We start from the raw sequence: 24,218 nt of genomic DNA on the forward strand, positions 1-24,218 counted from the left end.
TAATCTGTGCTCCTAGCTTACGGCCCTTACTTGGGTGGGTTGTGTGTGATCTTCTCTGCGCCGTTTGTCGCGATCTCGGCCCGGGCGGGAAAGTTTTTCTCCTCAACAGCCAGTGGACGACAAAAGCGCAGGTCAGGGCGGTGTGACGAGGGCGACTGTGTGTTTGTCCACAGTGCTTTCCCCCGCGCCGTGCACAGGTTGAGGGCGGTTCTCCACAGGCTGGGGCCGCTCATCCACATGCCCTGTGGATAACCAGATTGGCTGACGGTGCCCGCGGCCCTACCGTGGACCGGCGCCTGCCGTCTGTTTTCGCCCCCTCCGGGGGAGCCGCGGACCTTACGGGATCAACACGAACTCGCCGCGAACTCGACGCGTCATAACCGGAGTCGGGCGTCCTAATTGTCAGAGCCGTGCCGTAAGAAGGAAGCGCACGGCGAGGTCCGCTTCGCGGACGGGAGGAGGTGGCCCGGGTGAGCAGTCCCGAGCCCATGGACGACCCCTGGGGCGACAGCCCCAGCGACCGCCTCCCCTTCTCCCGCTCCCGCCGCGGCGACGGCAAGGGCCGTGGCGAGCAGCACGACCGCGGCGGCGACGAGGGCGGCTCCTGGGACCGCGGCGGCTTCGAGCGCGTACCGCCGCAGGACCTGGACGCCGAGCAGTCCGTCCTCGGCGGCATGCTGCTGTCCAAGGACGCCATCGCCGACGTGGTCGAGGTCCTCAAGGGCAACGACTTCTACCGCCCGGCGCACGAGACGATCTACCAGGCCATCCTCGACCTCTACGCCAAGGGCGAGCCCGCCGACCCCATCACCATCGCGGCCGAGCTCACCAAGCGCGGCGAGATCACCCGCGTCGGCGGCGCCGCGTATCTGCACACGCTGGTCCAGTCCGTACCGACCGCCGCCAACGCCGAGTACTACGCCGAGATCGTCCACGAGCGCGCGGTGCTGCGCCGCCTGGTCGAGGCCGGCACGCGCATCACGCAGATGGGATACGCGGCCGACGGCGACGTCGACGACATCGTCAACAACGCCCAGGCCGAGATCTACGCCGTCACCGAGCAGCGCACCAGCGAGGACTATCTGCCGCTGGGCGACATCATGGAGGGCGCGCTCGACGAGATCGAGGCCATCGGCTCGCGCAGCGGCCAGATGTCCGGTGTCCCCACCGGCTTCACCGACCTCGACTCCCTCACCAACGGCCTCCACCCCGGTCAGATGATCGTCATCGCGGCGCGTCCCGCCATGGGTAAGTCGACGCTGGCGCTGGACTTCGCCCGGGCCTGTTCGATCAAGGCCGAGCTGCCCAGTGTGATCTTCTCGCTCGAAATGGGCCGCAACGAGATCGCGATGCGTCTGCTGTCCGCCGAGGCGCGGGTGGCGCTGCACCACATGCGCTCCGGCTCGATGACCGACGACGACTGGACGCGCCTGGCCCGGCGCATGCCGGACGTGTCCAAGGCGCCGCTCTATATCGACGACTCCCCGAACCTGTCGATGATGGAGATCCGGGCCAAGTGCCGCCGCCTCAAGCAGCGCAACGACCTCAAGCTCGTCGTGATCGACTACCTCCAGCTGATGCAGTCCGGCGGTGCCCGCCGGCCCGAGAGCCGTCAGCAGGAGGTCTCCGACATGTCGCGTAACCTCAAGCTCCTCGCCAAGGAGCTCGAGGTGCCGGTCATCGCCCTCTCGCAGCTGAACCGTGGTCCCGAGCAGCGCACGGACAAGAAGCCGATGGTCTCCGACCTCCGTGAGTCCGGTTCGATCGAGCAGGACGCCGATATGGTCATCCTCTTGCACCGCGAGGACGCCTACGAGAAGGAGTCGCCCCGTGCGGGCGAGGCCGACCTGATCGTGGCCAAGCACCGTAACGGTCCCACGGCCACCATCACGGTGGCCTTCCAGGGTCACTACTCACGCTTCGTGGACATGGCCCAGACCTGATCCGCAGGTGTGGCCAGGAAACCGACCCGCTTCGGGAAGTGCGTCGTCATGGCCGCCGGGCGGGCCCGGCCAGCAGGGGCCGTCCCAGCAGGGGAGTTGGACGCTTGCGCGCCCATCCTCCCTTGCCGGTCGGCAGGTTGGCGTCGGTGGGCGGCCAAAAGATCTTGTGCAGTGCATGTTTCACGTGAAACGGTCTCCCCTGTCAACGACTTGACCATGGGAGGAATATTCATGCTTTCCCGCACGATCACGGCCGGAGCGGTTGGCCTCGCCGCGGCTGCCGTGTCCCTCATCGGTATGACGCCCGCTGTTGCCGCGAGCTCCGCGACGGCCGCAGGCCCCAGCTGGTCGGCGAGTCACGGTACGGCGACCGTCGAAGGCTCGTCCCGCTGGGAGAAGAACGCAGGTGGATTCGGCGGAGCGATGGCGTACGAAGGCGCGCTGAAGAACACCGGCGGTGACTGCTACTCGGCCTACTTCGTCATCCAGCAGGACCTGGCCCCCGGCCCGCCCATCAAGGTCGCCACCCAGTGCGGTGTGGGCACGAAGTCGGCCAGCTTCAAGTCGGGCCCCTTCATGCCGACCACCACGGTCTCCGTCTTCGTCTGCAAGGGCGACGGCTTCAACGACTGCGGGCAGCGCAAGATAGCTCGCTGATCGCCTGCACTCCGTGGAGGTGATCACCGCCCCGGCCGGGCCGCCGGGGCGGTGAAGGCCACCTCCGCGGCGTGTGCGACGATCTCGATCCCGTCGCCGAGCGCCCACTCGGCGACCCGCGAGACCATGGCCGCCGGAACCGGGCCGCTGATGCCCGCTGCCGCCGGAATGTCGTACGTGGCGTGGGAGTCGTGGGGCATCACGACCCGGTAGCCCAGCTCCAGGGCCGTGCGCGCGGTGGCGCTGACACACATCTCGGACATCACGCCGCAGACGGCCAGGGCCCGCACACCCGAGCGGCTGAGCAGGTCCTGCAGGTGCGTTTCGTAGAAGCCGTCGTCCTCCGTCTTGCGGACGACGACCTCGGCAGGGCCCGGTTCGACGGGCAGACGCAGCTCCCAGCCGGGCGTGCCGGCCTCGTCGTCCGCTCCCGGCGGTCCGTCGTTCTGGAGATGGACGACGAGGGCGCCGGCCGCCCTCGCCCCGGATATCAGATCCGTCACCCGGGCGAGGAGCCGGTCCGCTTCGGGCACCGCCCCCGCACCGGAGACGAAGGCGGACTGGACATCGATGACGAGCAGGGCATGGACGGGCTGCGCATCCTTGGTCATTCCGTCATCCTCCCGCACGGCCGGAAGATGGAACGATCATCGTGGTTAAGGTGCGGACATGACTGAATCGCAGGAACGTCCCACCGGAATGCCCGTGAACGAGGCGGAGTTCACCGATCTTCTGCCCGCCACCCGCCGGGCGCTCCTGCAGCGCCTGGCCACCGGGCAGGTGGAGGGCCGTACCCCCTCCCTCGTGGGAGCGGTGATGCGCGACGGGCGGATGGTGTGGGCTGCCGGGCGGGGAGCCGTCGACGGGGAGGTGCCGGGGGCGGACACGCAGTACCGCATCGGGTCGATCACCAAGACGATGGTCGCCGTGATGGTCATGCGGCTGCGCGACGAAGGGCTGCTCGATCTGAACGACCCGCTCGACCGCCACCTCGACACGCCCGAGGGCGGCGGGGCGACCATCGCCCAGCTGCTGTCGCACACCTCAGGGCTCGCGGCCGAGACGGGCGGGCCCTGGTGGGAGCGCACGGACGGCGCACTGCGCCCCGAGCTTGCCGACATCTTCGGTGAACGCCCCCAGCGCCATGCCGCGGGTCGCCTGCACCACTACTCCAACCCCGGGTTCGCGCTCCTGGGCGCGCTGGTCGAGCGGCTGCGCGGGGAGAGCTGGTACGAGGCGCTGCGCCGGGAGGTGCTGGAACCCCTCGGGATGAGGCGCACGACACTCACGGCCCAGGCGCCGCACGCCGAGGGCTGGGCGGTGCACCCGTGGGCGGACGTACTGCTTCCGGAGCCCGCGGTGGACACCGGCCGGATGGCGCCGGCCGGGCAGCTGTGGTCCACGGCGGCCGACCTGTGCCGTTTCGGGGCGTTCTTGCTGAACGGCGACGACCGGGTGCTCAAGGCGGCCTCGGTCGAGGAGATGCGCAGGCCGGAGACCGCGCCGCAGAACCCGGACTGGACGGGCGCCTACGGCCTGGGCGTGCAGCTGACGCGCGGCGACGGCCGGCTCCTCTTCGGCCATGTCGGCTCGATGCCGGGGTTCGTGGGGGCACTGTGGGTGAGCCAGGAGGACGGCGTCGCGGCCGTCGTGCTGGGCAACCTCCAGTCCCTGTTCAGCGCCCCCGTCATCGCGGCGGAGCTGCTCCGCGCGGTCGCCGAGCACGAACCGCGGATTCCGGAGCCTTGGCGTCCGCTCGAGGACGCGGACACCTCGCTGCTGGAGCTGACCGGGCCCTGGTACTGGGGCGCGGCCCCGTTCGCGGTGCGGCTGGCCGCCGGCCGGGGGCTGCGGCTGGCGCCGCTGGGCGGGGCGGGGCGCGGGGCGTCCTTCCGCGCGGAGGAGGACGGGACCTGGACGGGGCTCGACGGCTATTACGCGGGCGAGACGCTGACGGTCGTACGCGACGCGGACGGTGCCGTGAGCCATCTGGACATCGGCACCTTCGTCTTCACGCGCGAGCCGTACGAGGCCGGGGGCGCCGTGCCGGGTGGTGTCGACACGGGCGGCTGGCGGTAGTCGTATTGTCGGCGTGGGGCGGAGGGCAGACGTAGAGTCGACGGGAGATCGGCGGCGCCGGAGCACGGCGCGAAACCACCTGGAAGGCACCGTGACCGCGAACACCGCACCGGACCTGCTCGACCTCGCGCCCCTGGGCGCAGCTCAGTTCGCCCGTATCGAGGACAAGGTCGCGGCGCTGATGCGCACGCGCGAGACGGTCGTCGCGATGCAGGGCGAGGCGCTGCTGCCGCTGGAGGCGTGCATCCGCTCGGCCGTCCGGCCGGGCAGCACCGCGCTCAACATCATCACCGGTCCGTACGGCGAGACGTTCGGCGGCTGGCTGCGTTCCTGCGGCGCGGAGGTGGTCACGGTGTCGGCGCCCTTCAGCGGTGCCGTCACCGCAGCGCAGGTGGCCGAGGCGCTCCGCGCGAATCCGGCCATCGACTTCGTCAGCCTCGTCCACGCCGAGGCCGCCACCGGCAACACCAACCCTGTCGCCGAGATCGGCGCCGTCGTCCGCGAGCACGGTGCGCTGCTGATGCTGGACGCGGTCGCCTCGGTGGCCGCCGAGCCGCTGCTGACCGACGAGTGGGGCGTCGACCTGTGCGTCATCGGCGGTCAGAAGGCGATGGCGGGCCCCGCGGGGGTGTCGGCCGTGTCGGTCAGTGCCCGCGCCTGGGAGCGGATCGCCGCCAATGAGCAGGCGCCCCGCCGCTCCTACCTCTCCCTGCTGGACTGGAAGGAGCGCTGGATCGACGGCGGCCGCACCGCCCTGCCGCACGCCCCGGCGCAGCTGGAGATGCTCGCGCTGGAGCAGGCGGTCGACCGCATCGACGCGGACGGCCTGGACAACGTGATCGCCCGGCACCGGGCCGCCGCTGCCGCCACGCGGGCGGGCGTACGGGCGCTGGGCGCCCTCGCGCCCTATGTCGTACGGGACGAGGACGCGGCCCCCGCCGCCACCACCCTGCGCGCGCCGGAAGGCGCCGACGCGCGCGACGTCGTGGCGGCGGCCCTGGCCGCCGACGCCTCCGTGCCGGTCCAGGCGGCGGCCGGGGCGCTCGCCAAGGAGATGATCCGCGTCAATCACTACGGGCTCGACGCGGACCGCGAGACCGTCCTGGCCACCCTGTCGGCGCTCGGCGAGGGGCTGCGGGCGCTCGGCGTACCGGCCGTGGACGACGTCGCGGCCCTGGCGGCCGCGGGCGCGGCGTGGGACGCGGTGATCAAGGACTGATCTCCGGATAAGCCTCCACTCCCCGGGTAGGACTCGACGACCTTCGGGTCAGGCTCGACGACCTCCGGTGAGGCTTCACGGCAACGGCTTCATGGGCCGCCGTCGGCGCTTTCTGGCGCCGACGGCGGCCTTTTTCATGCCATTTCTTGCTTTTGCTCGTGTTTGAACCGTTATGCCGGTGCAGGCCCTCCGTCATCTGCGGGGATAGAATCGGAACCTCCAGTCCGTTTCGACATCAGGCCCCGTGGAGGCCGGCGCGCATGGCACATCGCAGGAATCCGCCTCCCTCCTCGCGGGCCTCCGCACAGCTGCGTGCGGACGCGCGGCGCAACCGGGTGCTGGTACTCCAGGCGGCCCGATCCGCCTTCGAGGAAGCGGGGTTGGCGGTTCCGCTGGGGGAGATCGCTCGCCGGGCCGGGGTCGGTACGGGCACGGTGTACCGCCATTTCCCCACCAAGGAAGCCCTGTTCAGGGCCACTGTCGTGGACCGGGTCCGCCTCTTCACCGATACGGCACGGGAGTTGGCCCAGGCGGAGGATGCCGGTGCGGTGTTCTTCCGGTACCTGGCGGCGGTGGTTCGGCTGTCCGCGCGGAACAAGGGCTTGTGCGACGCGCTTGAGGGCAGTTTCGAGCCCTCTCCCGGGGTGGAAGCGGACTTCCGCGAGGCCCTGTCGGTGTTGCTCGAACGGGCCCAACAGGCGGGAGCCGTACGCAAGGACGTGACCATCGACGACGTGATGGCCCTGCTCGTGGGCTGCCTGTCGATGGAGCAGCGACGGGGGCCGTCCGTGGCGCCCGGGAGGATGACCGCGCTGGCGTGCGACAGCCTCCGTCCGGGCCGCCGCGTGACGAAACTCCCCCCGAATCCGGCAGGTGGCCGTAACGAAACGGGATGTGCCGTGTGCGGCGGCCTCGTACCGTCCGCTCGTACGGGCCGGCCCGCCCGGTACTGCGGTGCGGCCTGCCGGCAGAAGGCGCACCGGGAACGGGCCCGCGCCCGCGGCGCGTCAGAGGTGGTACTTGAAGCCGAGGTGTGAGGCCTCGAAGCCCAGCCGCTCGTAGAAGCGGTGGGCGTCCACGCGTGTGGCGTCGGACGTCAGCTGGACCAGCCGGCAGCCCTCGCGGCGCGAGGTGTCGACGGCCCACTGGATGAGCTGGGAGCCCAGGCCGCCGCCGCGCTCGTCGGAGTGGACGCGTACGCCCTCGATGAGCGAGCGCGTCGCCCCGCGCCGGGAGAGCCCCGGTATGACGGTCAGCTGGAGGGTGCCCACGGTGCGGCCGTCGCGGACGGCGACGGCCAGGTGCTGGTGGGGGTCGCCGTCCAGGCGCTCGAAGGCCGCGCGGTACGCGGTGAGATCGTCCGGGGATTCGCGCTGCGCGCCGAGCGCGTCGTCGGCCAGCAGCGCCACGATGGCGGGGATGTCGTCGGCGGTCGCGCGCCGGATCTCGATGTCGCTCATGATCCGGACCCTATGCGCGCACCGGCGGTACGCCCAGGGGTCGTCGGCGAGAGGCGGAACGCCGGTCGGCGCGCGATCTGCCGGGCGGTGCGCGATCTACGGCGTCGGAGCCAGGGACTCCACGGCGGCGACCAGCGGGGCCAGCTCGGCGCGGTTCGACGCGTCGTCCAGCGCTTCGCGCAGGGCGGCGTCGTTGGTGGGGCGGGCGTGCTCCAGGAGGGCGCGGCCGGCGTCCGTGACGTCGGTGTAGATGCCGCGGCGGTCGGTGAGGCAGAGGTAGCGCGTCAGCAGCCCGCGGTCCTCCAGGCGGTTGACCAGGCGGGTCGTCGCGCTCTGGCTCAGGACGACGGCGTCCGCGACCTCGTTCATGCGCAGGTGGCCGCCCTCGCCGTTGTGCTGGCGGCTGAGGACGTCGAGCACGGAGAACTCGCGCACGCTCAGCTCGTGGTGGGCCTGCAGCGCGCGCTCTATGTGCGTCTCGATCCGGCTGTGCAGGGCGGACAGGGCGCACCAGCCCTGCGCCAGCCCGACGGGAGCGGAGTCCGGGGTGCGGGACATGGGGTGAGCCCTCCTTCGCGGTCGTACGCGCGTGTCGTCCGGTGGCGGGCGGACGGTGCCGTACGAACAGGATAGCTCTCCTCCGCAATAGCCAGCGCTTGCAAGTAGATGCGTCTGCAATTATTGTGGAGGCCGGTAAAAGTCTGCCGCAAAGACCTGAGCCGGAACCCTCCCCTGTCCGATCTCACCCGTCTGATCTCACCTGTCTGATCTCCCCGTCTGAAGGACCCTTGTCATGCCCCTCGCCCTGTTGGCGCTCGCCATCGGCGCCTTCGGTATCGGCACCACCGAATTCGTCACCTCGGGCCTGCTCCCCGAGGTCGCGGACGAGTTCGGCGTGTCCATCCCCACCGCCGGCTACCTGACCACCGGATACGCGCTCGGCGTCGTCGTCGGGGCCCCGATCCTCGCCATCATCGGCAGCAGGGTCCCGCGCAAGCAGATGCTGATGGCTCTGATGGGCCTGTTCATCGCGGGGAACGCCCTTTCCGCCGCCGCCCCGGTCTTCTCGGTGATGCTCGCCGGGCGCATCGTCGCCTCGCTCGCGCACGGCGCGTTCTTCGGGATCGGCGCGATCGTCGCCGCGGGCCTCGTCGCCCCCCAGAAGAAGGCCGGGGCGATAGCCATGATGTTCACGGGCCTGACGGTCGCCAACGTCGTGGGCGTCCCCCTGGGCACCCTCATCGGCCAGAACATCGGCTGGCGCGTCACCTTCTTCATCATCGCCGGCCTCGGAGTGCTCGCCGTGCTCGGCATCGCCGCGCTCGTACCTCGTCAGCCGCGCCCCGAGCGGACCCGCGTCTCCGGCGAGCTGGCCGCCTTCCGCAACCCCCAGGTCCTGCTCGCCATGGCGATGACGGTCCTCGGCTTCGGCGGCGTCTTCACCATGAGCACCTACATCACGCCGATGATGACCGACGTCACCGGCTACGCCCCGGGCTCCGTCACCTGGCTCCTCGTCCTGTTCGGCCTCGGCCTGGTCGGAGGCAACCTCGTCGGCGGCAAGTACGCCGACCGCGCGCTGATGCCCATGCTCTACACGGGCCTCGGCGGCCTGGCGATCATGCTGGCCCTGCTGCCGCTCACCGCGCACGACAAGCTCGCGGCGGCGATCACCATCCCGCTCATCGGCGCCTTCGGCTTCGCCACCGTGCCGCCGCTGCAGAAGAGGGTCCTCGACCAGACCGCCGACGCCCCCACCCTCGCTTCCGCCGTCAACATCGGCGCCTTCAACCTCGGCAACGCGATAGCGGCCTGGCTCGGCGGCCTCGTGATATCCGCCGGCTTCGGCTACACCGCCCCCAACTGGGTCGGCGCGCTGATGGCCGCCTCCGCGCTGCTGCTCGCCCTCCTCTCCGCGCGGCTGGAGCGGCGCACGGGCCGGAGCGGGCGAATAGCCGCGGCGGGCCCGTCCCCCATGGCCGCCGAGCCGGAGGCCGTGCCGGCCGGCCGCTGAGACCACCGCCGACCGGGTGTGCGGAAACCGCGCCACCACCCAGCACACAGGCCACCGCATGCCCCCCACCGCATGACCACCCACCCATCACCACCCCACCGCATGACCACCCCGCGCATCACCACCCCACCGCGATGCGGTGGGAACGCATCACAGCAAGGAGCACCTCCCTCATGACCGCCATGACTGCCATGACCGCCAACACCCCCGTCCTTCCGCTCACCACGGACGAGGCGGACGCCCTCGTCGCCGCCGCCCGTCGCGCAGCCGACGAGCAGGGCATACGGGCGGCCGTCACGGTCCTGGACGCGGGCGGCCATCTGCTGGCCTTCCGTCGCGACGACCGGGCCGTGCTGATCGCCGGCGAGACCAGCACGCGCAAGGCGTTCACCGCCCTGCAGTTGGGGGCGCCCACCGCGGACCTGGTCGACGCCGTCCAGCCCGGTGGCCTCTTCCACACCCTGCCGACCGCCCTGGACCGGCCGTTGCTGTTCATCGCCGGAGGGGTGCCGCTGTACCGCGACGGCCGGCTCGTCGGGGCGGTCGGGATCGGCGGCGGGGCGCCCGAGCAGGATCACGGCATCGCGATGGCGGCCGTTGAGGAGGTGCTGGGCGGCTGACGGCAGCCGCCCGAACCGGGGGAGCGGCCTGGGCGTAGGTGGGTGGCGAGTGCGCCTAGGCTCGGCGGTCATGAGCAGACTGCACTTGTTCGACCTGGACGGAACGCTGATCCACGGCTCGGCGGCGGCGATCGAGATATCCCGCCAGCTGGGGCTGGAGCCGGAGATCGGCGAGCTGGAGCGGGCGTTCGCGGCGGGCCGGCTGACGCCGCCGCGGTTCGCCGAGCTGGCGGTGGAGCTGTGGGGGGAGCTGACCGAGGCCGAGGTCGCCGCGGCCTTCGAGGGCGCGCCCTGGCTGGCCGGCATCCGGGACGTCTGGGCGGAGATCAGGGCGCGCGGCGAGCGGTGCGCCGTAATCTCGCTGTCGCCGGGGTTCTTCGTGGAGCGGCTGCTGGACTGGGGCGCCGACGCGGCCCATGGCTCGCTGTGGCCCTCGGTGCCCTTCCGGGACCCGGTGGATCCGGCGGGCATCCTCGACGCCGCGGCGAAGGTGCGCATCGCGGACGAGCTCTGCGCCCGCTTCGGGCTGACCCGCGCCGACTGTGTGGCGTACGGCGACTCGATGTCGGACGCGTGGCTGTTCGCCACGGTGCCGGTGTCGGTGGCCGTCAACGCGGACCACCATGTGCGGGACCTCGCCTCGCACCACTACACGGGGCTCGATCTCCGTGCGGCCTACGAACTGGTCAGTGGGCCAGCCTAGCCCCAACGGGCGTCCTCTCGCACGGACTTCCGGTGAAGACGCGGGCGCCGGGACGAGCGGTGGCATGCTGCGCGTACCGGAACTGCGACTCATCACCAGAGCGGGGATTCGCGGGTACGTCCGTCTCCTGCGGCGGAAGCGCGCGGTCCGACCGAGAGATGTTCGAGGCGAGGCAACGATGAACGCTCCGACCACCCCATCGGCCGACGGGGGTACGCCCAGGGAGGGCGCCGGGCGACCCGCCGCCCGGCCCGCGGCCCCGGAGCCCGCGGCTTCCCCCGTATCCCACTGGTCCTCCGAGGCGCGAAGGTCACCTGGTTCCCGCTGGCAGCCCCTGGCCTACCAGGAGCGGGAGCATGGTCGTACCGCCGAGGAGGAGCCGGGCGGCCCCGCCCAGAACCACGAGCCGCGGAACGCACCACGCGTCGCCGCCCCCGCCAACACCCCCTCCCCCGACGCCGTGCTGATCCGTAGCACCCTGGCCGAGATCGAGCCGATCGCCGACAAGGTCACGTCGTACTTCTACGCGCTGCTGTTCGTCCGCGAGCCCGACCTGCGGGCGCTCTTCCCCGCCGCCATGGACATCCAGCGAGACCGGCTGTTCAAGGCCCTGCTGGCCGCGGCCGAGTACGCCGACGACCCGGCCACCCTCACCGCGTACCTCTCCCAACTGGGCCGGGGCCACCGCAAGTACGGCACCCTGCCCTCCCACTACCCGGCCGTCGGGGAGTGCCTGATCGGCGCGCTTTCCCGCTACGCGTCACGGACGTGGGGCGAGGCGGCCCAGGCGGCATGGGTGCGGGTGTACACCGCCGTCTCGCAGATCATGATCGATGCCGCGGCCGAGGACGAACGGACCTCGCCCGCCTGGTGGCAGGCCGAAGTCGTCAGCCACGAGCCCCGCACGCCGGACATCGCGATCGTGACGTTACGGCCCGATCAGCCCTATCCCTTCCTCGCCGGCCAGTACGCGAGCGTGGAGACGCCCTGGTGGCCGCGGGTCTGGCGGAACTACTCCTTCTCCTGCGCCCCGCGCGCGGACGGTCTGCTGTCTTTCCACGTCAAGGCCGTGCCGGCCGGCTGGGTGTCCCGCGCGCTGGTGCACCGCGCCCGCCCCGGCGACGTCGTCCGGCTCGGCCCGGCCACGGGGTCGATGACCGTCGACCACAGCAGCGACAACGGCATGCTGTGCCTGGGCGGCGGCACCGGCATCGCCCCCATCAAGGCGCTCGTCGAGGACGTGGCCCGGCACGGCCGTAGCCGCCCCGTCGAGGTCTTCTACGGCGCCCGCCACGACGGCGACCTCTACGACATCGACACCATGCTGCGATTACAGAAGGCGCACCCCTGGTTGTCGGTCCGCCCCGTCGTCTCCGACGGCCCGACGCTCGGCCTGAGCGGCCAACTCCCCCAGGTAGTGCGCAAATACGGGCCCTGGAACGCGTACGACGCCTATCTCTCCGGGCCCCCGGGCATGATCCGCAGCGGTGTGGACACCCTGGTCGGGATAGGCATACCGTCCGACCGCATACGACACGACTCGATCGACGAACTGACGGCGTCGGCGACGGCGGCGACGTGCTGAGGCAAAGGCGTATCCATAGAGGTCCGGCAGTGGAGCCCCTGCCGGAGCCCCGGCCGGAGACCCTGCCCGGCAGTGACGGCGAGCACCGGCTCCAGCAGCGGCTCGGCACCTCCGGCCGCGCGGCCCGGTTCTACGACGACCAGGTGCTCTCCCATGTCAACGCGCGTATGCGCGCGTTCGTGGCCCGGCAGGAGATGTTCTTCCTGGCCACCGCCGACCGGCACGGGGAGTGCGACAGCACCTTCCGCGCCGGCCCGCCCGGCTTCCTGCGGGTCCTGGACGAGCGCACCCTCGCCTACCCCGAGTACCGGGGCAACGGCGTCCTCGCCAGCCTCGGCAACATCGAGGAGAACCCGCACGTCGCCATCCTGATGGTCGACTTCTTCCGGGACCGGATCGGCCTGCACGTCAACGGCCGGGCCCGGGTGGTCGACGACGCCGCGCTGCGCGCGGTCCACCCCGCCCTGCCCGTCGACGACATGCCCGGCCGCCGCGCGGTGGTGTGGGTGGAGGTCACGGTCGAGGAGGCGTACATCCACTGCGCCAAGCACATCCCGCACCTGCGGAAGGTGACCCGCGAGACGGGCCGTGACGACGACGGCCGCGCCTGGGGCACGGACGACACCAGGCGCAAGGGCGGCGACTTCTTCGGAGCCGCCGCCGGCCTGCCCTGAGCGGGATCACGGCCTGCCCTGAGGGGCGGGATCAGCCGAGGTCGTGGGCGAGCAGGGCCTTGACGCCCTCGATGTTCTCGCGCAGGTACGACCGCAGGGAGGGCGGTACGACCTCCACCGAGTCGATTCCCTTGCGGGTGAAGGGGACGCGCACCACTTCGTACGTGCCGACCGGCTCGTCCATCTCCGGGCCGTGGCGCAGCGAGAGGTCCATCGACGCCAGCCGGCAGACGAAGAAGTGCTGCACCTTCACGCCGTGGGCCGCGTGGTGGAGCGAGTGCGAGACGGTGTCGACGAAGGCGGGGACCACGTCGACCACCTTCGCCCCGAGCTCCTCGTCGACCTCGCGGTGGAGGGCGGCGACGACGGTGGTGTCCTCCGGTTCGACGCCGCCGCCGGGAGTGATCCAGTACGGGGCCTCGCCGGGCTTGGTGCGTTTGATCAGGATCATGTCGAGCGCGTCGGAGCCGGGCTCGCCGTCGAGCAGGATGGCGCGGGCGGTGCGTTTGACCACGGGCCGTTCGGTCATAGGGGACATCTGCCGCGCCGACGCCCCGGTGAAACCCCTTGTCACCAGGAAACGGCGGCGCGCAACAGCCACTCGTGCGCCCGCGCCAGGTGCGGATGGGCGAGCGTTCCGGCCCGTACGAGCAGGAAGTAGGTGCGCAGGGGTGGCACCGGCGGGTCCAGGAGGGCGACGACCTCGCCGGTGTCCAGGGCGTCCCCGCACAGATAGCGGGGCAGGACGCCGATGCCGGCCCCGGCGGCTATGGAGGCGAGCACGGCGCGCAGATCGGGGACGATGACGGCGCCGGCGGCGAGGGGCTTGGAGTCGAAGACGGCGGACCAGTAGCGGGAGACGAGGGGCAGGCTCTCGTGCACCTCCACGACGGGCAGGTGTTCCAGGGCCTGGACGCCCTTGTCGCGGATGACGGCCGCGCCGCCGAGGCGGGCCGCCCAGCGCGGGGCGGCGACCAGGACGTGCTCCTCGTCGCACAGCGGGGTGGCGGTCAGCAGCCGGCCGCGGGGGCGTGAGGTGGCGATGGCGAGGTCGTGGTGGCCGGCGGCCAGGCCCTCGAAGAGCTCTTCGGTCACGCCGTGGGAGGCGCGCACGGCCAGGCCCTGGGCGATGAGCGGGGTGAGGGCGGGCAGGGCGCGCAGGGCGGTGAACTCGGGCGGACCGGCCAGGTGCAGGGTGCGGTTGGCCCACCGCTCGTCGAGGTCGGCCTCGGTGATCTCCAGCAGGGCGTCGACGTGCGGGGAGATCTTGTGCGCCAGTTCGTCGCCGATGGTGGTGGGGCGCACCCCGCGGGCCAGGCGGAGGAAGAGGGGGCGGCCCAGCTGGCGTTCCAGCGTCCGGATCTGGCTGGTGACCGCGGGCTGGGACAGGCCCAGGAGTGCGGCGGCACGGGTGAAGGAGCCGGCCCGGTGCACCGTGACGAATGTGCGTAAAAGGGCCAGATCCATGCCATCTCCCCGGGTTCGCCGCCACCCATCGTAGGGGGAACTATAAATAAGTCGATAGGGCGCTGCCGTCGGCGTGATTGGACACTGACGCAGAGTCAACTAGCCTGGGTCGCGCGGTCCTTCGCGCGGCTTTCCGCGCAGGGCCGGGGACGGCTCGAGCCAAGAGGGGGGAGGCTCGAGCCGTCTTTTCGCGACGTGGCCGGCGGCCGGCGCGCGGCAGCCGGTGCCCATCGGCCGGTTCTTCCCGGGCGGCTCGCGGCTCGCGACCGGCTTCGGCGTCAGTCGTTCTCGTCCGGCAGGATCACATGCATCGCCCAGGCCACGATCGCGATGATCACGCCGCCCACCAGTGCCGACCAGAAGCCGTCCACATGGAAGGCCAGGTCGAGCCGGTCCGCCAGCCAGGAGGTCAGCAGCAGCATCAGTGCGTTGATCACCAACGTGATCAGGCCGAGCGTGAGAATGAAGAGCGGGAAGGACAGCAGCTTCACGACCGGCTTGACGAGGAAGTTGACCGCGCCGAAGACGAGCGCGACGAGGAAAAGCGTGACCACCTTGCGGGCGGTGTTCTCGCCGGACAGTGTGATGCCCTTGAGCAGCCAGATGGCTACCGCCAGGGCCGCCGCATTGGCGATCGTCTTGACTACGAAATTCTTCATGGTGAGATCGTTGCAGACGCGCGCGGCCGATGAAGATCAGTGCAAAGAGCGCGACCGGCACAGGTGAGGGGTGAACGGCGCATGAAGGCGTTCCGGCTGGATGAGCTGGAAGCGGAGCGGCTCGCGAACGACGGCGCGTATCTGCAGTTCCTGCGGGAGCGGAACATGTCCGTCGGCCTCTACGCGCTGAACGCCGGGGACACCGATCCTCAGGCCCCGCACGCCGAGGACGAGGTGTACGTGGTGGTGAGCGGCCGGGCGTCGATCACGGTCGGAACGGAGACCACGCAGGTGGGCCGGGGCAGTGTGGTGTACGTGCCGGCCGGGGTGACGCACCGCTTCCACCACATCAGCGAGGATCTCCGGGTCCTGGTCGTCTTCTCTCCGCCCGAGAGCTGAGCCGGAGCCACGGCATCCCGTAGGGGGACGCTCAGGGGCGGACGGGGGCTGCGGGGCCCCCGCGGGCCCACCCGCCCGTCCTAGCATCGGGAGCAGGCCGGGGCATTCCGCTCCGGGCGGCCGGTGGCCCATGGTGTCGCATTCGCGCGCCGGGCCGCTGTGGTCGTGAGTGACAAGGCCGCGTGAAAGCGCGCATGAAGCGGAGAGCAGGGGTCGACATGGCTGAGAAGGGGATATTCGAAGGACTGCCGTGGTGGGTGAAGTGGATCGCCATGCCGGTTCTCGTGCTGATGGTGTTCGGCAGCCTCATCCTGAGTGTCCTCGGCTTTGTCATCAGCCTGCTCTTCAAGGCGCTGCTGCTGGTGGCTCTCGTCGGTGGCCTGATCTTCGTCGTCAAGAAGTTCACGTCGTCCTCGTCGTCGAGGGGCGACTGGTAGGAACCGGCCGACCCGGGCGAAAGGGGGACCGCCCGGGAACGTCCCACCGGCAGGCCGCGTCGCCCACGCCGTCGGCCGGTGTGTCCGCTCGGTCAACTCAACGAAGCGGAAGGCCGGGAGTTATCTCTTCCGTCAACTTCTCTCCTCCATCTCGCCGTCAACGTTGAACGTGACGCCCGCCGCCCAAACGGTAATCCGTGTGCCCTCGTGCCACTTTGGCCAGTTCTCGGCCGTTCCGGGCCATCAAATCCCACGTTACGACTCCAGCGAGTAGTCGAGTCGCTACGCTCCAGAGTCGGAGAGCTCGTATGCTCACCCTCGGTCTCCATGAGTAACTGGAAAATCACTCCTTGTGATCCACTGGGCGTTCTTGTCAGACTATGGCGTCATTGGGGCCATCAGGCTTCAATCCCTGCCAAACCGACGAAGACGGGGCATTGGGCGATGCGCGACACAGTTCAGGCAGAAGTGGTCATGACCTTCCTCGTCTCCGAGGAGCTGTCCTTCCGGATCCCGGTGGAGCTGGGCTACGACAGCAGTGACCCCTACGCCGTGAAGTTCACTTTTCACCTCCCCGGCGATGCCCCGGTGACCTGGGCCTTCGCGAGGGAGTTGCTGCTGGACGGGCTGAGCCAGCCCTCCGGCGAGGGCGATGTGCACATCGCCCCCGCCTCCGCGCAGCACCTGTCGGACGTGTTCATCCGGCTGCAAGTGGGCGGCGAAGGGGCCCTGTTCCGGGCGGGTGCGGCGCCGCTGGTGGCCTTCCTCGACCGGACCGACCGGGTCGCCCCGCTGGGCGAGGAGCACTCGGTCGCCGACTTCGACTACGACCTCGCCGCGGCGCTCGACAGCATCCTCGCCGGCAACCCCGAGGGTCAGAACGCCGGTTAGCCGGCCGCGGCCGAGGGGCTCCGGGGCTTGCTGCCGCCGTCACCCTCGGACCGGCTCGACCGGCTCGATCCGCTCGATCGGCACCCGCTCGGAGCGCGGTGCCGCACCCTGGGGCGCGGGCGCCGGAATCGTCACCGCCGGACCGCTGCCGCCCTGCTCGCAGGTGGCTTTGTCGACACTGTCACCCCTGTCATCCCTGTCACCGTTCACGCCCGTGCTCGCCCGGGCGCCCGGCCCCCCCGGGCCGTGCCCATGGTCGCGAGCAACCGCCACGTTCCCGAACGCCTGAGCCCGGCCCGTACGATCTCGGGCGCCTTCCCCGCGAGTTGCCGCGCCACGACCGCGAGCCCGCTCCCGGTCGCGGATCATGTCCTCCGCGGTCAACCCGCCGACGATCGAGCGCAGATGGCCGTTTCCTCACTTCGCGCGGCGGCGCCTGCCGCCCCGCGCCCTCGCCCTCCCCGTGTTCGTACCGTGCCGGTCGGCACTGACAACGAGGGCCGCCAGCAGGGTCGTCACCGGGACCGACGCCACCAGCCCGATGCTGCCCACCAGCGTCCGGACGATCTCCTCCGCGACGATCTCGCTCGTCGCCACCGTCCCCACCCCACTGTCCGCGATCGAGAACAGCAACAGCAACGGCAGAGAGGCTCCGGCGTAGGCCAGGACCAGCGTGTTCACCACGGACGCGATGTGGTCCCGGCCGATGCGCATCGCCGAGCCGTACAGTTTGCGCCAATTCGCGGTGGGATCCGCGTCCTTCAGCTCCCACACCGCCGAGGTCTGGGTGACGGTCACGTCGTCGAGCACGCCCAGTGAGCCGATGATGATGCCGGCCAGCAGCAGGCCGCGGATCTCGATCTCCGGATACAGCCCGTGGACCAGGCCCGTCTGGTCGTCGGTGTTGCCCGTCAGATGGGCCCACTCGATGAACAGCGACCCCAGCAGGCCGATGACCAGCAGGGACATGAGCGTGCCCAGCACGGCCACGGAGGTCCGGGCCGTGAGTCCATGGCACATGTACAGCGCGATCAGCATGATCGCGCTGCCGCCGATCACGGCGACCAGCAGCGGATTCGAGCCCTGGAGGATCGCGGGCAGGATGAACAGCGTCAGCACCCCGAAGCTGATCACCAGCGCGATCAGCGCGAAGAGCCCGCGCAGCCGCCCCACCACCACGACCGCGAGCGCGAAGACGACCGCGAGCAGCGCCATCGGGAAGGTCCGGTCCACGTCCGTGACCGAATAGCGCAGATTTTCGGGTGCCTTCGGCGCGAACGCCAGGACCACCTTCTGTCCGACGTCATAGCGGCGGGAGGCGCTCGGCTGTACGACCTCCGTGAAGGTCTTCCCCTTGTCGGGGCCCGAGGCCACCTCGATCGTGGCCTTCTCGCACGGTCCGCGGTCGGCGGGCGGCGCACCGGGTGGTGCCTGCTGCTGCCCTGGCGGCTGTCCGCCGGACTTCGGGCAGTCGAACTCCTCGATCTTCACCACCCGTCCCGACTCGGTCTTCTGGTCGAGGCCCACGCCGGTGTGCTGATGAGGTGGGGCGCCGCCGGGCCAGAGGACTATCAGGCCGGTCACGACGGCGGCCGCGAAGGGGATGAGCACCGCCGCGATCACCTTGCGCAGATGCGCCGAAACGGGTGTCGCGGGGCCGTGGCTGTGGGAGTGGCCGTGCCCGTGGGCATGGCCGTGTGCGTGGGGGGTGGGGGAGCTGTGGTCAGTGGGGGTCACCCCCCGATCATCGCAAGCCCCCCTGGCCGCCCCGCGCCGGAAGGCGCTAGCGTGGTGCCACCTTTTGCAATCGCGGGAGCTCGGAGCACCGGGCTGAGAGGGCGCTGACCTCCGTACGAAGCACGTACGGACGCCGCTGCGTCGACCGCCGAACCTGTTACCGGGTAATGCCGGCGTAGGGAGACTGGTCTCATGACCTCGCAGGATGCACGCACGTCCGAAACCGGCCGGGAGATCGGCTGGCACAAGGACTACGTGACCGGCTCGCGGCCGGACCTCAGGGTCCCGGTGCGGCGGGTCCACCTCACCAACGGCCAGGACGTACAGCTGTACGACACATCAGGCCCGTACACCGATCCGGCAGTCGAAACGGACGTACGGCGCGGTCTTCTCCCGCTCCGGGAGAACTGGATCATCGGCCGCGGCGACACCGAGGAGTACGCCGGGCGCCCCATGCGCCCGGAGGACGACGGCATCAAGCACACCTCGCCCCGCGGCGGCCTGAAGAACCTCGACGCCGTCTTCCCCGGCCGCCCCCGCCAGCCCCGCCGGGGCCGTGGCGGCGCCGCGGTGACCCAGCTCGCGTACGCCCGCCGCGGTGAGATCACCGAGGAGATGGAGTACGTCGCCCTCCGCGAGAACGTCTCCCCCGAGACGGTCCGCGAGGAGATCGCGGCCGGGCGCGCCGTGCTCCCGGCGAACGTGAACCACCCGGAGATCGAGCCGATGATCATCGGCAAGAAGTTCCTGGTCAAGGTGAACGCCAACATCGGCAACTCCGCCGTCACCTCCTCCATCGAGGAGGAGGTGGAGAAGATGACGTGGGCGACCCGCTGGGGCGCCGACACGGTCATGGACCTCTCCACCGGCCGCAACATCCACACCACCCGCGAGTGGGTGCTGCGCAACTCCCCCGTCCCCATCGGCACCGTCCCGCTCTACCAGGCCCTGGAGAAGGTCGACGGCAAGGCCGAGGAACTGTCCTGGGAGATCTACAAGGACACGGTCATCGAGCAGGCCGAGCAGGGCGTCGACTACATGACCGTCCACGCCGGCGTGCTGCTGCGCTACGTCCCGCTGACCGCCCGCCGCAAGACCGGCATCGTCTCGCGCGGCGGCTCGATCATGGCCGCGTGGTGCCTGGCGCACCACAAGGAGTCGTTCCTGTACGAGAACTTCGAGGAGCTCTGCGAGATCCTCGCCGCGTACGACGTCACGTACTCCCTGGGCGACGGTCTGCGCCCCGGCTCGATCGCGGACGCGAACGACGAGGCGCAGTTCGCGGAGCTGAGGACGCTCGGCGAGCTCAACCGGATCGCCAAGCGTCACCACGTGCAGACGATGATCGAGGGCCCGGGCCATGTCCCGATGCACAAGATCAAGGAGAACATCGACCTCCAGCAGGAGATCTGCGAGGAGGCCCCGTTCTACACGCTCGGCCCCCTGACGACGGACGTCGCACCGGCGTACGACCACATCACCTCGGGGATCGGCGCGGCGATGATCGCCTGGTGGGGCACGGCGATGCTCTGCTACGTCACGCCCAAGGAGCACCTGGGCCTGCCGGACCGCGACGACGTGAAGACCGGCGTCATCACCTACAAGATCGCCGCGCATGCGGCGGATCTCGCCAAGGGCCACCCGGGGGCGCAGGAGTGGGACGACGCCCTCTCCGACGCGCGTTTCGAATTCCGCTGGGAGGACCAGTTCAATCTGGCCCTGGACCCGGAGACGGCCCGCGCCTTCCACGACGAGACGCTTCCGGCCGAGCCGGCGAAGACGGCGCACTTCTGCTCGATGTGCGGACCCAAGTTCTGTTCGATGAAGATCTCGCAGGACATTCGCCGTGAGCACGGGGGAGATCTTGCCGTCGCCGCCGGGGAAGCCATTGATCCGCAGGCCGGAATGGCGCAGAAGTCCAAGGAGTTCGCGGCCTCGGGAAATCGCGTATATCTGCCGATCGCGGACTGAACCGACCGGTGGACCACCGGCCTATTCGGGCCGGTGGTCCTTGCCGCCGAACTCGGGGCTCGTGAAATCCGGGCTGGTGAAGCCCGCACGGGTGGACGGGGACGGGTCGCTGTCGGGGCTGGAGAAGCCGGGCCGGGAGTAGCCGAGCTGGGGGGTGCGGCCGGGGCCGGCGGGCTGCCGGCGCACCGACGGAGGGCGCGTGCCCGACCCGTTGGACAGTGCTTCGCGCAGGAAGGGCAGGATGCCGCGCTCGAGCAGCGCCTGCCGCCACGCCTCGCGGGCCTTGTCGGCCGCTTCGGCGAGGCCGTCGCCGGGCGGGGCCTCCTGCTGCTGCCGGCCGTTGCGCAGGGCGGTGCGCAGCATGCCGGACATGGCGACCAGCACTCCGGCGACGGTGAAGCCGGCGAACCACCAGCCGACCGTGATCATCTGACCCGCGACGGGCTCGCTCGAACCGACCGTCCGCATGACGTAGCCGATCAGCAGGAAGAGGAACGCGGCGATCCCCGCCAGGGCCGGGGCCAGGACGGCGAGGACCGCGCCGGCGCCGGCACCCTCGTCCGCCGGCACGTCGGCGGGCTCCGCGCCGTGGGAGCCGGGGGAGCCAGAGGAGGGCGTACCGCCGTGGCCGTCCTCGCCGCCGTGCGCCACCGCGCTGGTGACCGGCTGGGGGCGGGTGGTGGCCGAGCGGGCGCGCAGTTCCTCGCGAGCGCCGACGAAGTCCTGGTATTCCGCCTCCGCGCAGGCGCAGATGGCGGACATGGCGCTCAGTGCCATGGTGCGCAGTTGTTCGGTATTGAGCCGCTGTCCTATCGCGGCGGCGAGTGCGCTGATCTCAGGGTCTCGGTCCGCTGAACGCAACGCCTGGTCGAGAACCCGCTCGAATTCCGGGCGGTCCTCGGCCAACAGGTGCGGAGCGCTGTTCATGTGCATCCCCCGATGCTCCGTAGGGCCGTGATGCCGGCAAGTACCACCGGGCAGTGGGCGGAAACGGAGGAGAGCCTGCTACGGATAAGCCGATGGTAGAGCCGCACGGGCGCGGGGTGACAGTGTGTTTCCCGAATTACCCCGCGCCGGTGGAACTCCTCATCTGCCCGCCGACCGACCCGCTGAACCCTCAGCCGGCCAGCGGAAGTTGCACGACCAGCAGTTTTCCGGCCATGGTGACGCCGCCGTCCATGGCGAGCGCCAGCCCGTCGGCGTAAAGATGCGGACCGTCCACCACCGGCGCGCCCCCGCCGTCCTCGTCCGCCTCCTCGGTACCGACCTCGCCCAGCAGGTAGGGGATGGGGCTGTGGCCGTGCACGATGCGGGCGCCGCCGTAGGTCTGCAGCAGCTCCCGCACGGCCATCGGGCCGGCGTCCTCGTCGCGGAAGGCGAACCGCTTGGTGAACTTGCGGAACAGGTCCCAGACCTCGTCCGGGTCGTTGCGCTGCAGCGCCTCGGTGATCGCGTCGTTGACGTCCTCGATGGAGTCGCCGAACTCCAGGTAGGCGGTGGTGTCGGAGTGCACGAGCAGGTGCCCGTCCTCCCGCGCCATCGCGTCCAGGCGCGACATCCACTGCAGGTGGTGGTCCTCCAGGCGCTCCATGTCGGTGCGCTGGCCGCCGTTGAGGAGCCAGGCCGCCTGGAAGGAGGCGGTACCGGCGCCGGAGTTGACCGGCGTGTCGGCGAACCGCTTGGCGCCGATCAGCAGCAGCTCGTGGTTGCCCATGAGGGCCTTGCAGTAACCGCCGGCGGCGGCGGCCTCCGCGGACAGCCGCATGACGAGGTCGATGACGCCGACGCCGTCCGGGCCGCGGTCGGTGAAGTCGCCGAGGAACCACAGGCGGGCGTTGCCGGCGGCCCAGTGCCCCTGGTCGTCGATGAGCCCCTGGGCGGCGAGCGCCTCGTACAGCTGGTCCAGATAGCCGTGGACGTCGCCTACGACGTACAGCGGGCCCGGGCCGGCGGGCAGGGGCTCGTGCTGGGGAGCGGCCAGCGGGGTCAGCTCGACGGTGGGCACGTCCTGGGGAGGGGCGCTCTGGGCGATGACCGGGAGGTCGCGCGCGGTGGGCGTGTACCCCTCCGGGTACTCCGGATACTCGGGTACCGCCTGCGGGGGCGGGACGGCCCGGTCGTAGCCGGGCATGGGAGGGGGAGCGGCGTACCCGGGGAAGGGCGGCATCGCCGCCGCGGTCCGTGCCGCAGGTCCCTGACCGGCCCCCTGAGTCATCGACCCCTCCACCATCGCGCCGCCGTGCACCTTGTGGACCTTGCCTGGTCGACGGCGGTCCGTGGTGTCGTGCGCCCATCATAGGAATGACCGTCGCGGGTTGTGACGCACCAGGGGCTGTGAATCGGGGCGGGAGACCGGGATCGCCGGTCATTTCTCCCCAAATGAGCCGTTAAATGAGCCGTTCGCGCCGGTCAGACGGGCTCCGGGCGGCTCCCCGTGGTCGGTGACCCGCTTCCTCGTGCGCCGGACACCGGGTCCACTCCGGTTGACGCGGGTCGGGCGTGGCCGGTCGTTCACCGGGCCCCGGCCCGGGTCGCGACCGGCCGGGTCAGGTCGCGGCGGGTCCGCGCGGCGGGCTGACGGTGGTGCGTGGGGGACGTCGTTCGGAGGAGGTCCGGACGATCAGTTCGGTGGGTATGACCTGTTCCACCGGGCGGCCGGTGTCCAGGCCCTCGATCGCGTCGATGAGCAGCTGGACGACCGCGGTGCCGATGCGCCGCGGCTTGAGGGAGAGCGTGGTGATGGGCGGCTCGGTGGTGGCGTAGACGGTGGACTCGCTGCAGCAGACCAGCAGCAGGTCGTCCGGGACGCGCAGGCCGTAGCGGCGGGCGGCCGCGAGCAGGTCGGTGCCGTTGGGGTCGAACAGTCCGTACACCGCGTCGGGCCGGTCCGGGCGGGCGAGCAGCCGGTCGGCCGCGACGGCGCCCGCGCAGGGGTCGTGGGCGGGGTACTCCTCGTAGACCGGGTCCTGGCCCACGCGCTCGCACCACCGCAGGTAGGCGGTGGTGGACAGCCGGGTGTAGGTGTCCGTGGTGGTGCCGGTGAGCAGGCCGATCCGGCGGGCGCCGGCGTCGGCGAGGTGGTCGAGGATGCCCAGCACCGCGGCCTCGTGGTCGTTGTCGACCCAGGCGGTGACGGGCAGGGAGCCCGCGGGGCGGCCGTCCGAGACGACGGGGATGCCCTGGCGGACCAGGTCGGAGACGACGGGATCGTGGTCCGAGGGGTCGACGACGACCGTGCCGTCGAGGGCGACGTTGGACCACACGTCGTGCCGGGAGGTGGCGGGGAGGATGACGAGGGCGTAGCCGCGGGCGAGCGCGGCGGAGGTGGCGGCCCTGGCCATCTCGGCGAAGTAGGCGAACTCGGTGAAGGTGAAAGGTTCATCCCCGTAGGTGGTCACGGTCAGGCCGATGAGCCCCGACTTGCCCGTACGGAGGGTGCGGGCCGCGGCGGACGGGCGGTAGCCCAGCCGGTCGGCGACCTCGCGGACATGGCGGCGGGTCGCGTCCGGTAGCCGGCCCTTGCCGTTGAGCGCGTCGGAGACGGTCGTGATCGAAACCCCGGCGGCTGCGGCCACGTCCCGGATGCCCGCCCGCCCCTGCCGACTGCCCCTGCGGGACGGCTCCGCCCGGCTCACCTGATGCTTCCCTGCTGCTGTCATGGCGAGCCGATAGTAGGGCTCGGGTGGTCCTTTGGCAGGGCGTC

24 protein-coding genes and 1 riboswitch are annotated in these 24,218 nt (G+C 70.9%); of the genes, 14 read left to right on the forward strand and 10 right to left on the reverse strand.

Annotated features, from left to right (window positions below):
• Positions 1 to 470 precede the first annotated feature (470 nt).
• Together dnaB and ABZ956_RS05095 are read left to right on the forward strand one after the other, a co-directional pair.
• Entirely contained in the window at positions 471 to 1,943 is a 1,473-nt protein-coding gene (gene dnaB, locus ABZ956_RS05090) for a replicative DNA helicase (RefSeq protein ID WP_361887135.1), read from the forward strand.
• Positions 1,944 to 2,174: 231 nt separating this feature from the next.
• The gene (locus tag ABZ956_RS05095) at positions 2,175 to 2,600 is read left to right on the forward strand and encodes a hypothetical protein (RefSeq protein WP_361887138.1); all 426 of its coding nucleotides are present in this window, start codon (positions 2,175 to 2,177) and stop codon (positions 2,598 to 2,600) included.
• A gap of 23 nt (positions 2,601 to 2,623) precedes the next feature.
• Here the strand turns inward: ABZ956_RS05095 and ABZ956_RS05100 are convergent, their stop codons facing one another.
• Positions 2,624 to 3,211 (reverse strand): isochorismatase family protein, encoded by a 588-nt coding sequence (locus tag ABZ956_RS05100; RefSeq protein ID WP_361887141.1) that lies wholly within the window; start codon positions 3,209 to 3,211, stop codon positions 2,624 to 2,626.
• A 58-nt stretch (positions 3,212 to 3,269) separates the two neighbouring features.
• On the opposite strand from ABZ956_RS05100, the gene ABZ956_RS05105 reads away from it, so the two are divergent.
• The 3 genes from ABZ956_RS05105 to ABZ956_RS05115 all read left to right on the forward strand — a co-directional run bounded on the left by ABZ956_RS05105 (position 3,270) and on the right by ABZ956_RS05115 (position 6,935).
• Entirely contained in the window at positions 3,270 to 4,679 is a 1,410-nt protein-coding gene (locus ABZ956_RS05105; protein WP_361887144.1) for a serine hydrolase domain-containing protein, read from the forward strand.
• Positions 4,680 to 4,770: 91 nt separating this feature from the next.
• On the forward strand, positions 4,771 to 5,898 hold the full coding sequence (locus ABZ956_RS05110) for an aminotransferase class V-fold PLP-dependent enzyme (RefSeq protein WP_361887147.1): 1,128 nt from the start codon (positions 4,771 to 4,773) through the stop codon (positions 5,896 to 5,898).
• Between the two features lie 260 nt (positions 5,899 to 6,158).
• Positions 6,159 to 6,935 (forward strand): helix-turn-helix domain-containing protein, encoded by a 777-nt coding sequence (locus ABZ956_RS05115; protein ID WP_361887150.1) that lies wholly within the window; start codon positions 6,159 to 6,161, stop codon positions 6,933 to 6,935.
• On the opposite strand, the gene ABZ956_RS05120 is transcribed toward ABZ956_RS05115, so the two are convergent.
• Both ABZ956_RS05120 and ABZ956_RS05125 read right to left on the reverse strand, forming a co-directional pair.
• Positions 6,906 to 7,358 (reverse strand): GNAT family N-acetyltransferase, encoded by a 453-nt coding sequence (locus tag ABZ956_RS05120; protein ID WP_361887153.1) that lies wholly within the window; start codon positions 7,356 to 7,358, stop codon positions 6,906 to 6,908. The two genes, ABZ956_RS05115 and ABZ956_RS05120, sit on opposite strands and share 30 nt — an antisense overlap.
• A gap of 96 nt (positions 7,359 to 7,454) precedes the next feature.
• The gene (locus tag ABZ956_RS05125) at positions 7,455 to 7,916 is read right to left on the reverse strand and encodes a MarR family transcriptional regulator (protein WP_361887156.1); all 462 of its coding nucleotides are present in this window, start codon (positions 7,914 to 7,916) and stop codon (positions 7,455 to 7,457) included.
• 235 nt (positions 7,917 to 8,151) lie between these two features.
• Between ABZ956_RS05125 and ABZ956_RS05130 the strand changes: the two genes are divergently transcribed.
• The 5 genes from ABZ956_RS05130 to ABZ956_RS05150 all read left to right on the forward strand — a co-directional run bounded on the left by ABZ956_RS05130 (position 8,152) and on the right by ABZ956_RS05150 (position 12,954).
• Positions 8,152 to 9,372: an MFS transporter gene (locus ABZ956_RS05130; RefSeq protein ID WP_361887159.1), complete on the forward strand. Its 1,221-nt coding sequence runs from the start codon at positions 8,152 to 8,154 to the stop codon at positions 9,370 to 9,372.
• 191 nt (positions 9,373 to 9,563) lie between these two features.
• On the forward strand, positions 9,564 to 9,992 hold the full coding sequence (locus ABZ956_RS05135; RefSeq protein WP_361888019.1) for a heme-binding protein: 429 nt from the start codon (positions 9,564 to 9,566) through the stop codon (positions 9,990 to 9,992).
• 70 nt (positions 9,993 to 10,062) lie between these two features.
• Positions 10,063 to 10,695, forward strand: coding sequence for a haloacid dehalogenase-like hydrolase (locus tag ABZ956_RS05140; protein ID WP_361887162.1), 633 nt, complete (start codon positions 10,063 to 10,065; stop codon positions 10,693 to 10,695).
• Positions 10,696 to 10,759: 64 nt separating this feature from the next.
• Positions 10,760 to 12,280 (forward strand): globin domain-containing protein, encoded by a 1,521-nt coding sequence (locus tag ABZ956_RS05145; RefSeq protein WP_361887165.1) that lies wholly within the window; start codon positions 10,760 to 10,762, stop codon positions 12,278 to 12,280.
• A gap of 29 nt (positions 12,281 to 12,309) precedes the next feature.
• The gene (locus ABZ956_RS05150; protein WP_361887168.1) at positions 12,310 to 12,954 is read left to right on the forward strand and encodes a pyridoxamine 5'-phosphate oxidase family protein; all 645 of its coding nucleotides are present in this window, start codon (positions 12,310 to 12,312) and stop codon (positions 12,952 to 12,954) included.
• Between the two features lie 31 nt (positions 12,955 to 12,985).
• Here ABZ956_RS05150 and ABZ956_RS05155 read toward each other — a convergent pair whose 3' ends face one another.
• From ABZ956_RS05155 to ABZ956_RS05165, 3 genes are all read right to left on the reverse strand, one after another.
• Entirely contained in the window at positions 12,986 to 13,483 is a 498-nt protein-coding gene (locus ABZ956_RS05155) for an NUDIX domain-containing protein (protein WP_361887170.1), read from the reverse strand.
• Positions 13,484 to 13,524: 41 nt separating this feature from the next.
• The gene (locus tag ABZ956_RS05160) at positions 13,525 to 14,421 is read right to left on the reverse strand and encodes a LysR family transcriptional regulator (RefSeq protein WP_361887173.1); all 897 of its coding nucleotides are present in this window, start codon (positions 14,419 to 14,421) and stop codon (positions 13,525 to 13,527) included.
• Positions 14,422 to 14,699: 278 nt separating this feature from the next.
• On the reverse strand, positions 14,700 to 15,080 hold the full coding sequence (locus ABZ956_RS05165; protein WP_361887176.1) for a phage holin family protein: 381 nt from the start codon (positions 15,078 to 15,080) through the stop codon (positions 14,700 to 14,702).
• An 81-nt stretch (positions 15,081 to 15,161) separates the two neighbouring features.
• Here ABZ956_RS05165 and ABZ956_RS05170 point away from each other — a divergent pair, with 81 nt between their 5' ends.
• From ABZ956_RS05170 to ABZ956_RS05180, 3 genes are all read left to right on the forward strand, one after another.
• Positions 15,162 to 15,479 (forward strand): cupin domain-containing protein, encoded by a 318-nt coding sequence (locus ABZ956_RS05170; protein ID WP_361887179.1) that lies wholly within the window; start codon positions 15,162 to 15,164, stop codon positions 15,477 to 15,479.
• 218 nt (positions 15,480 to 15,697) lie between these two features.
• The gene (locus ABZ956_RS05175) at positions 15,698 to 15,916 is read left to right on the forward strand and encodes a DUF5326 family protein (protein ID WP_361887182.1); all 219 of its coding nucleotides are present in this window, start codon (positions 15,698 to 15,700) and stop codon (positions 15,914 to 15,916) included.
• Positions 15,917 to 16,360: 444 nt separating this feature from the next.
• Positions 16,361 to 16,807 (forward strand): SsgA family sporulation/cell division regulator, encoded by a 447-nt coding sequence (locus tag ABZ956_RS05180; RefSeq protein WP_071966095.1) that lies wholly within the window; start codon positions 16,361 to 16,363, stop codon positions 16,805 to 16,807.
• A 417-nt stretch (positions 16,808 to 17,224) separates the two neighbouring features.
• Here ABZ956_RS05180 and ABZ956_RS05185 read toward each other — a convergent pair whose 3' ends face one another.
• A complete protein-coding gene (locus ABZ956_RS05185; protein ID WP_361887185.1) occupies positions 17,225 to 18,544 on the reverse strand; it encodes a YibE/F family protein in 1,320 nt (439 codons plus the stop codon).
• 62 nt (positions 18,545 to 18,606) lie between these two features.
• A riboswitch (TPP riboswitch) is annotated at positions 18,607 to 18,743 on the forward strand.
• Between ABZ956_RS05185 and thiC the strand changes: the two genes are divergently transcribed.
• Positions 18,737 to 20,515, forward strand: a complete 1,779-nt coding sequence (gene thiC, locus ABZ956_RS05190) for a phosphomethylpyrimidine synthase ThiC (RefSeq protein WP_361887187.1) — start codon at positions 18,737 to 18,739, stop codon at positions 20,513 to 20,515. Its footprint overlaps the riboswitch before it by 7 nt.
• Positions 20,516 to 20,536: 21 nt before the next feature.
• Here the strand turns inward: thiC and ABZ956_RS05195 are convergent, their stop codons facing one another.
• The 3 genes from ABZ956_RS05195 to ABZ956_RS05205 all read right to left on the reverse strand — a co-directional run bounded on the left by ABZ956_RS05195 (position 20,537) and on the right by ABZ956_RS05205 (position 24,174).
• Positions 20,537 to 21,448 carry a hypothetical protein gene (locus ABZ956_RS05195; RefSeq protein WP_361887190.1) on the reverse strand — a complete coding sequence of 304 codons (912 nt, stop codon included), beginning with the start codon at positions 21,446 to 21,448 and terminating at the stop codon, positions 20,537 to 20,539.
• A gap of 184 nt (positions 21,449 to 21,632) precedes the next feature.
• On the reverse strand, positions 21,633 to 22,745 hold the full coding sequence (locus tag ABZ956_RS05200; RefSeq protein ID WP_361888022.1) for a metallophosphoesterase: 1,113 nt from the start codon (positions 22,743 to 22,745) through the stop codon (positions 21,633 to 21,635).
• Between the two features lie 316 nt (positions 22,746 to 23,061).
• Complete coding sequence (locus tag ABZ956_RS05205) at positions 23,062 to 24,174, reverse strand: LacI family DNA-binding transcriptional regulator (RefSeq protein ID WP_361887193.1); 1,113 nt, start codon at positions 24,172 to 24,174, stop codon at positions 23,062 to 23,064.
• Positions 24,175 to 24,218 lie beyond the last annotated feature (44 nt).

Origin of the sequence: Streptomyces sp. NPDC046261 (genome assembly GCF_040646235.1) — a bacterium.
Classification (GTDB): Bacteria; Actinomycetota; Actinomycetes; order Streptomycetales; family Streptomycetaceae; genus Streptomyces.